The organism is Accumulibacter sp. (assembly GCF_032229525.1).
Lineage (GTDB): Bacteria > Pseudomonadota > Gammaproteobacteria > Burkholderiales > Rhodocyclaceae > Accumulibacter.
The window spans coordinates 12,512-20,611 of record NZ_JAVTWB010000010.1; the positions used below are offsets into that span (position 1 = coordinate 12,512).

The 8,100-nt window shown below is 64.2% G+C and carries 9 protein-coding genes; 7 read left to right on the plus strand and 2 right to left on the minus strand.

The window, feature by feature from the left end; translation table 11 throughout:
* The first annotated feature begins 13 nt into the window (after positions 1–13).
* The 7 genes from RUW20_RS00620 to RUW20_RS00650 all read left to right on the plus strand — a co-directional run bounded on the left by RUW20_RS00620 (position 14) and on the right by RUW20_RS00650 (position 6,917).
* Positions 14–1,639 carry a carboxyl transferase domain-containing protein gene (locus RUW20_RS00620; protein ID WP_313950259.1) on the plus strand — a complete coding sequence of 542 codons (1,626 nt, stop codon included), beginning with the start codon at positions 14–16 and terminating at the stop codon, positions 1,637–1,639.
* Positions 1,640–1,648: 9 nt separating this feature from the next.
* A complete protein-coding gene (locus RUW20_RS00625) occupies positions 1,649–2,443 on the plus strand; it encodes an enoyl-CoA hydratase/isomerase family protein (RefSeq protein WP_313950251.1) in 795 nt (264 codons plus the stop codon).
* A gap of 122 nt (positions 2,444–2,565) precedes the next feature.
* Positions 2,566–4,602: an acetyl/propionyl/methylcrotonyl-CoA carboxylase subunit alpha gene (locus RUW20_RS00630; protein WP_313950252.1), complete on the plus strand. Its 2,037-nt coding sequence runs from the start codon at positions 2,566–2,568 to the stop codon at positions 4,600–4,602.
* Position 4,603: 1 nt separating this feature from the next.
* Positions 4,604–5,527: a hydroxymethylglutaryl-CoA lyase gene (locus RUW20_RS00635; RefSeq protein WP_313950253.1), complete on the plus strand. Its 924-nt coding sequence runs from the start codon at positions 4,604–4,606 to the stop codon at positions 5,525–5,527.
* A 43-nt stretch (positions 5,528–5,570) separates the two neighbouring features.
* Positions 5,571–5,810 carry a DUF1289 domain-containing protein gene (locus tag RUW20_RS00640; RefSeq protein ID WP_313950254.1) on the plus strand — a complete coding sequence of 80 codons (240 nt, stop codon included), beginning with the start codon at positions 5,571–5,573 and terminating at the stop codon, positions 5,808–5,810.
* A gap of 1 nt (position 5,811) precedes the next feature.
* Positions 5,812–6,003, plus strand: a complete 192-nt coding sequence (locus RUW20_RS00645) for a DUF1289 domain-containing protein (RefSeq protein WP_313950255.1) — start codon at positions 5,812–5,814, stop codon at positions 6,001–6,003.
* Positions 6,003–6,917 (plus strand): MBL fold metallo-hydrolase, encoded by a 915-nt coding sequence (locus RUW20_RS00650; RefSeq protein ID WP_313950256.1) that lies wholly within the window; start codon positions 6,003–6,005, stop codon positions 6,915–6,917. Before RUW20_RS00645 ends, RUW20_RS00650 begins: the two co-directional genes overlap by 1 nt.
* 18 nt (positions 6,918–6,935) lie before the next feature.
* Here RUW20_RS00650 and RUW20_RS00655 read toward each other — a convergent pair whose 3' ends face one another.
* On the minus strand, positions 6,936–7,430 hold the full coding sequence (locus RUW20_RS00655; RefSeq protein ID WP_313950257.1) for a thioredoxin family protein: 495 nt from the start codon (positions 7,428–7,430) through the stop codon (positions 6,936–6,938).
* Positions 7,387–8,100: response regulator (locus RUW20_RS00660; protein ID WP_313950258.1), on the minus strand; the 714-nt coding region annotated here is incomplete at its 5' end. The genes RUW20_RS00655 and RUW20_RS00660, both read right to left, overlap by 44 nt.

Below are 8,100 nucleotides of genomic sequence, written 5' to 3' on the forward strand. Positions count from 1 at the left end.
GTGGAGGTTTCTGATGCCCGTCTACAATACTCAGCTCAACGCGCGCAGCGCCGATTTCAAGGCCAACGCCGAGGCGATGCGCTTCGTCGTTTCCGACCTGCGCGCGACGGTGGCCCGGATCGCCCTCGGCGGTCCCGAAAGCGCGCGCCAGAAGCACCTGGCGCGCGGCAAGCTGCTGCCGCGCGAGCGGGTCAACGCGCTGATCGATCCCGGTTCGCCTTTCGTCGAGCTGTCACAGCTTGCCGCTTACGGCATGTATGGTGGCAACGCGGCGCATCCCTTCGAGGTCCCGGCGGCGTCGCTGATCACCGGCATCGGCCGGGTGAACGGCGTCGAGTGCATGATCGTCGCCAACGATGCGACGGTAAAGGGCGGCACCTATTATCCCTTGACGGTGAAGAAGCACCTGCGGGCGCAGGAGATCGCCGGCGAGAACCGCCTGCCATGCATCTATCTGGTTGATTCGGGTGGCGCTTTCCTGCCGATGCAGGAAGAGGTGTTCCCCGACAAGGAGCACTTTGGCCGCATTTTCTACAATCAGGCCAACCTGTCGGCGGCCGGCATCCCGCAGATCGCCGCCGTGATGGGCTCGTGCACCGCCGGTGGCGCCTACGTGCCGGCGATGTCGGATGAGTCGATCATCGTCAAGGATCAGGGAACGATCTTTCTCGGCGGGCCGCCGCTGGTCAAGGCGGCGACCGGTGAGATAGTCACCGCCGAGGATCTCGGTGGCGCCGATGTCCATACCCGTATCTCCGGCGTCGCCGATCACTACGCCGAGAACGATGCGCACGCGCTGGCCATCGCCCGCCGCATCGTCGGCAACCTCAACTGGCGCAAACGCCCGTCGCTCAGCCTGAGCGAACCGCGTCCACCGCTGTACCCGGCCGATGAACTGTACGGGGTGATCCCGTGCGACACCAAGAAGCCCTTCGACGTGCGCGAGATCATCGCCCGCATCGTCGATGGCTCGGATTTCGACGAGTTCAAGGCGCGCTACGGGACGACCATCGTCTGCGGTTTTGCGCGTGTCTGGGGCTACCCGATCGGCATCGTCGCCAACAACGGCATCCTGTTCTCCGAGTCTTCGCTGAAGGCGGCCCATTTCATCGAACTGTGTGCGCAACGTGGCATCCCGCTCCTGTTCCTGCAGAACATCACCGGCTTCATGGTCGGTCGCAAGTACGAGAACGGCGGCATCGCCCGTGACGGCGCCAAGATGGTCACCGCCGTGGCCTGTGCGAAGGTGCCGAAGTTCACCGTCGTCATCGGGGGTTCCTTTGGCGCCGGCAATTACGGCATGTGCGGCCGCGCCTATTCACCACGCTTCCTGTGGATGTGGCCGAATGCACGTATCTCGGTGATGGGCGGCGAACAGGCGGCAGCGGTTCTGGCGACGGTCCGGCGCGATGGCCTCGAGGCTGCCGGGAAGTCCTGGAGCGCCGTGGACGAAGAGGCCTTCAAGGCGCCGATTCGCGAGCAATACGAGGCGCAAGGTCATCCTTACTACGCCAGTGCGCGACTGTGGGACGATGGGGTGATCGACCCCGCCGACACCCGCCGCGTCCTCGGCCTTGGCCTTTCAGCGGCGATGAACGCTGCAGCCGAAGCGACGAAGTTCGGCATTTTCCGGATGTAAGGGGCGTTGATGAGCGAGTACCAATCGATAGTTACCGAGGTCGACGGCGGCGTCGGCATTCTGACTTTGAACAAGCCGCAGCGTCACAACGCTTTCGACGAGCAGTTGATCGCCGAGATCACCGATGGTCTGCAGCAGTTCGCAGCGGATGATGGCGTTCGCGCGGTCGTGCTGTCATCCACCGGCAAGAGTTTCTGCGCCGGTGCCGACCTCAACTGGATGCGGCGAGCTGCCGGCTACAACGCGGAGGAAAACCTGCGCGACGCGAACCGGCTCGCCGAGCTGTTGTCGATGCTCAACGAACTGCCAAAGCCGACGATTGCTCGCGTCCAGGGGCCGGCTTACGGCGGTGGCGTCGGCCTGATCGCCGCCTGCGATATCGCCGTCGGCACTTACGATGCCGTCTTCTCGCTCAGCGAAGTGAAGCTCGGAATCATCCCGGCGGTGATCAGCCCCTACGTGCTGGCGGCGATCGGCGAGCGTTACAGCCGCCGTTACATGCTTACCGCGGAACGCTTCTCCGCCGCCGAGGCCTATCGCATCGGGCTGCTGCACGAGATCGTTCCCGGCGACGAGCAACTGGACGAGGCGATTGGCGAGATTCTCGACGCCCTGCTGGCCAATGGTCCGCAGGCGAAGGCCGAGTGCAAGGCGCTGATTCGTGTCGTCTCCGGGCAGCCGATCGACGAGCAGACCATCGCCGAGACCGCGCAGCGCATCACCCGCGTCCGCGCCAGCCCCGAGGGCCGGGAAGGTCTGGCCGCTTTTCTCGAGAAGCGACCGCCGAGCTGGACCGTCGAGTGAGGCACCGATTGGCCGGGGTGCAACGCCCCGCATTGACGACGCTTCTCCGCGCGGCTTACCGCTGTTGACCCGTGACCCATCATTCACGCCACCCTGGCGGCGTGCAGGCGAAAGGTGTTTCGATGTTTACAAAGATTCTGATTGCCAATCGTGGCGAGATCGCCTGTCGCGTGATCAAGACCGCGCGCCGCATGGGTGTGCGTACCGTCGCCGTCTATTCGGAGGCCGACGCCAACGCTCGCCACGTACGCCTGGCTGACGAGGCGGTATGCATCGGCCCGGCCGCCGCCCGCGAATCGTATCTGGTCGGCGAACGGATACTTGACGCCGCCAGGCGGACCGGCGCTCAGGCTATTCATCCGGGCTACGGTTTCCTGTCCGAGAACGACCACTTCGCCGACGCCTGCGCCAACGCGGGAATCGTTTTCATCGGCCCGCCGGCAGACGCGATTCGTTCGATGGGCTCGAAGTCCGCGGCCAAGGCGATCATGAGTGCGGCCGGCGTGCCGGTAACGCCCGGTTACCACGGCGACGACCAGGAGCCCGCACTGTTGCAGCAACGGGCCGACGCCATCGGCTATCCGGTGCTGATCAAGGCGGCGGCCGGTGGCGGCGGCAAAGGAATGCGTCTGGTCGAGCGCAGCGAGGATTTTGTCGCCGCGCTGGCTTCGTGCCAGCGCGAGGCGGTATCGTCGTTCGGTTCGGACAAGGTGCTGATCGAGAAGTATCTCAACCGTTCGCGACATATCGAGTTTCAGATCTTTGCCGATACACAGGGCAATTGCGTCTTCCTTTTCGAACGCGACTGCTCGGTACAACGCCGGCACCAGAAAGTGCTCGAGGAAGCTCCGGCACCGGGGATGACGGCAGCGCGCCGTGCGGCGATGGGCCAGGCAGCGGTGGATGCCGCCAGAGCGGTTGGCTACGTCGGGGCCGGCACCGTCGAGTTCATCGCCAGCGACACCTTTGCGCAGGACGGCAGCTTCTATTTCATGGAGATGAACACCCGTCTGCAGGTCGAACATCCGGTGACCGAAATGATCACTGGGCAGGATCTGGTGGAGTGGCAGTTGCGCGTCGCCAGCGGCGAGCCGCTGCCCTTGCGTCAGGATCAACTCGACATTCGCGGCCATGCGCTGGAGGCGCGCATCTACGCCGAGAACCCCGAGCAGGATTTTCTGCCCTCGACCGGGCGCCTGGTGCATCTCTCGCCGCCGGCGCAGACTCTCAACGTTCGCGTTGACACGGGTATCGAAGAGGGTGACGAGATCACGCCCTACTATGACCCGATGATTGCCAAACTGGTCGTCTGGGACGTTGACCGCGATGCGGCGTTGGCGCGCATGCGGCAGGCGCTGGCCGACTACCGCATCGTTGGTGTCAATACCAACGTCGACTTCCTGTCGCGCCTGGTCGTTTGTCCGGCTTTCGCCAACGCCGATCTCGACACCAGCCTGATCGAGCGCAGCCGCGACTTCCTTTTCCCGGCGCACAGCGAGCCGCCCAGGAACGTCTTCTTCATCGCCGCCGTCGCCGGCCTGCTGCGCGATCAGGCCGCTGCCATCGCCAAGGCCAGGCACTCGGGCGACCCGTGGTCGCCATGGAGTTCGCACGATGGCTGGCGGCTGAATATCCAGGCGCGCCGCACGCTTACCTATCGTAATGGCGATACCGTGCACGAGGTCATCGTCGCTTATGAGGCGGATGGCTGGCGTTTGACCTTGGGCAGCGAGTCAGTGCTGGCGCGCGGCCGTTTTCTCGATAGCGGGCGATTTGCCGGCCAGCTGGCGGTCGAACTCGACGATCGCCGCCTGGTCGCCAGCGTCATCGCCGTCAACGAAAAGCAGGAACAGAAACGCCACGTCTTCCTTAACGGGTTCAACTACGTCATCCTGCGCGATGACCCGCTGCATCTGGTCGAAGCCGGGGGGACGCAGGGGGGTGGTCTGACGGCGCCGATGCCGGGTAAGGTCATCGCCTTGCTGGCCGCTGTCGGGCAGCAGGTTGACAAGGGCGCACCACTGCTGATCCTTGAAGCGATGAAGATGGAACACACCATCACGGCGCCGAAGAACGGCACCGTCAAGGCCTTCTGTTACACCGTCGGCGATCAGGTCGCCGACGGCGCCGAACTGGTCGAGTTCGAAGCGGAGAAGTGACATGGCGCTGCCGAAACGAGTGAAGCTGGTCGAGGTTGGCCCGCGCGATGGTTTGCAGAACGAGCAGCAGATGGTTCCGGCGGCGATCAAGATCGAACTCATCGAACGCCTCGCCGGGGCCGGGCTGTCGACCATCGAGGCGACCTCCTTCGTGTCGCCGCGGTGGGTGCCGCAAATGGCCGACAACGCCGAAGTCTTGCGCGCCGTGCTGGCGAGTCCGCTGCACGGCGCGCAGGTGTCGTACCCGGTGTTGACGCCCAACCTCAAGGGGTTCGATGCGGCGGTCGAGGCCGGGGCGCAGGAAGTCGCCATCTTTGGTGCCGCTTCGGAGGCCTTCTCGCAAAAGAATATCAACTGCAGCATTGCCGAGAGCCTGAAGCGCTTCGCCGCGGTGGTCGATGCCGCCAGCGCGCTGGATATCCGCGTGCGTGGTTACGTTTCCTGTGTGGTTGCGTGCCCCTACGAGGGCGCGGTCGATCCGCAGAGAGCCGCCTGGGTCGCCCGGCAACTGGTCGACATGGGTTGCTACGAGGTCTCACTCGGCGATACCATCGGCGCGGGCACACCGGCATCGGTCAAGCGCATGATCGAGGCCTGTGCGGTGGTGGTGCCGATCAAGCGGCTGGCCGGTCACTACCACGATACCTACGGCATGGCGATTGCCAACATTTACGCCTCGCTGGAAATGGGCATGGCGGTATTCGACAGCTCGATCGCCGGACTCGGTGGCTGCCCTTACGCGCCTGGTGCCAGCGGCAACGTGGCGACCGAGGACGTGGTCTACCTGCTCAATGGCCTGGCCATCGAAAGCGGCGTCGACCTCGACAAGCTGGTCGCCGCCGGGCAGTTCATCTCGCGCCACCTGGGCCGTGCGCCGGCGTCGAAAGCTGCGCGAGCGCTGCTCTCGCGGCAGCGCGTTGCTTAGTGGTTAACGTGGGGGGGAAATGGCTTTCAACTGGAGTAAACCGGTGACGACCCGAGTCGCGACGCAAAGAATCGTTTCGCCTTGTGTCAATATCTGCAAGATGGATGGCGTTGGCGGCTTCTGTCTCGGTTGCTTCCGGACGCTCGACGAAATCGCCGTCTGGAGCCGCGCTTTCGACGAGCAACGTTTGCAGATCCTGCTCGCGGTCGAGCGTCGCCGTCTCGAACACGACCCCGCCGGCTGCGCATCGGGCGGCGAGTTCCGCGGCGACTGCGAGCGCTGAGATGAGTACTCCTGAAGACGATTACCCCTGCGTCGGGGTCTGCATGTTCGACCCGGATTCCGGTTATTGCCTGGGTTGCGGTCGGCCGCCGGCACCGGTATCTGAGGCTACCCAGGGGATCGTGGTCGAGGAGTTGCGGCCACTGCGGATCATCGATGAGGGGCTTGACGGCGACTCGCCGGACAAGGCCTGATGCTGCCCGATAATCTCCTGGTTCTTGAACGCGGCTGGTTATCGTCGAACAACATTGTCTTCCTCGAAGGCGAGCAGGCAGCGCTGATCGACAGCGGCTACGTCACCCATGCCAGCCAGACGGTGGCCTTGCTCGAACACGCGCTGGCCGGTCGACGACTGACCCGTCTATTGAACACGCATTCGCATTCCGACCATATTGGCGGCAACGCGGCGGTCGCCGCGGCCTTCGGCTGTCAGGTGATCGTTCCCGATGGCATTGACGCGACGATCGCCGAGTGGGACGAAGAAGCGCTGCTGCTTTCGCCGCTCGGCCAGTCGGCGGCGCGTTTCCGTCACCATGCGACGATTGCCGCCGGCGATGAAACCGAACTCGGCGGCCTCAACTGGCAAGCGATCGCGGTCCCTGGCCACGATATGGACGCGCTCGCCTTCCACAACCAGGAGCGGCGCATCCTGATCTCCGGTGATGCCTTGTGGCGAAACGGTTTCGGGGTCATTTTCTCGGAAATCCTGGGCCATCCCGAGGAGGCCGGCGGCCTGAAGGCGGCGCGCGAGACGCTCGACGTGCTCTCCCGCCTGCCGGTCGATGTGGTGATTCCCGGTCACGGGGCACCTTTCGTCGAGGTCGAAGATGCCTTCGAGCGCGCCTATCGCCGGCTGAGCGCCTTCGAGCAGGACATCGACCTGCTCGTGCGACACGCGCTCAAGGTGATCCTTGCCTTCGCCTTGCTCGAAAGGCGGCAACTGCCGCGCGCCGATCTTCCCGAGTTCCTTGCCGGCCTCAGTTTCTGCCAGAGTGTTAACGCGCGCTATCTGAATATGAGTAACGACGAATTGGCGCAGTGGCTGGCCCGAGACCTGATTCGCGTCGGCACGCTGCGCGACGAGCAGGGATTGCTGGTCGCCTTGTAAACGGCCAACAAGCGACTGCTACTCCGGCGTGCAGATTCGGCTCAACTCGTCCGCGCCCAGCCGTAGCAGATCCTCATCTTCCTGCCAGCAGCGCCGTTCGACGCTGGAGAAGGCGTATTCCAGACTCTCTTCCGGGGTTTGTTCCAGGAAGGCCTCCAGCGTGCGTCGCAGGTGACTCGGTGTGGGCAGCATCGTGCCGTAGAACAGGACGCAATCCCGACGCTTGATCACCAGCGTCGGGAAATTGTCCACATCCAGGTCGCCCAGGTCGTCGGCGTGCTCCTCGATATCCAGCCAGTGAAAACAGGCCGCCGGGAATTGTCTGGCGATTTGCTGGAAGCCCTCTCTGTATTCGCGGCACACGCCACACCATTCGGCGCACAGGCAGACGACCAGAAGTTCCCCCAGATCAGAAGGCGCTTCCGCATGGCGCAGGGATTGATGATGACCCGCGGCATTCATCGTCTTGTCAAGCGCCGTTCCGTGCGGCCACCAGGCGTTGGATGTGGGCAATCAGCTCGTCCTCGGGGTAGGGTTTGCCGAGCAGCACGTCGACGCCGGCCGCGTCTGCTTCGCTGCGCAACTGGTCACTATCCGAGGTCACCATGATGATCGGCAGATGTGCACTACGTGGATCGCCACGTAACTGGCGCGCCAGTTCCAGACCGTTCAGGCCAGGCATGTCCACGTCGGTCACCAGCACATCGGGCAGGGAATTGCCGATCTGCTGCGCTGCGTCCAGTCCGTCTTCGGCCGTCAACACCTGGTATTGATGGGCACTGAGCAAGCGCCCGGTCTTGACGCGTACCACGCGTGAATCGTCGGCGATCATTACCACCGTTTGCTCCGGAGTCTTGGCTGTCGCGACCGCAACCGGCGGCTGGCTTTCGGCGAGGGATCGACGCTGCGCTTCCTCCTCGGCCTTGCGTTGCACTTCGAGACGAGCCGCTTCCTCGGCGGCTTTACGTGCCGCCTCAAGGCGGGCTGCTGCTTCCGCGGCTTGGCGTTCGCGCTCGCGAACGATCGCCTCCTCAACGGCTGCACGCTCCTCCTCTTCGAGGCGTAGTGCTTCCTCGACGGCTTGGCGTTCGGCTTCGAGGCGAGCGGCTTCCTTGGCGGCCTGGCGTTCTGCGTCGAGACGAGCCGCTTCCTCGGCGGCTTTACGTTCGGCTTCGAGGCGAGC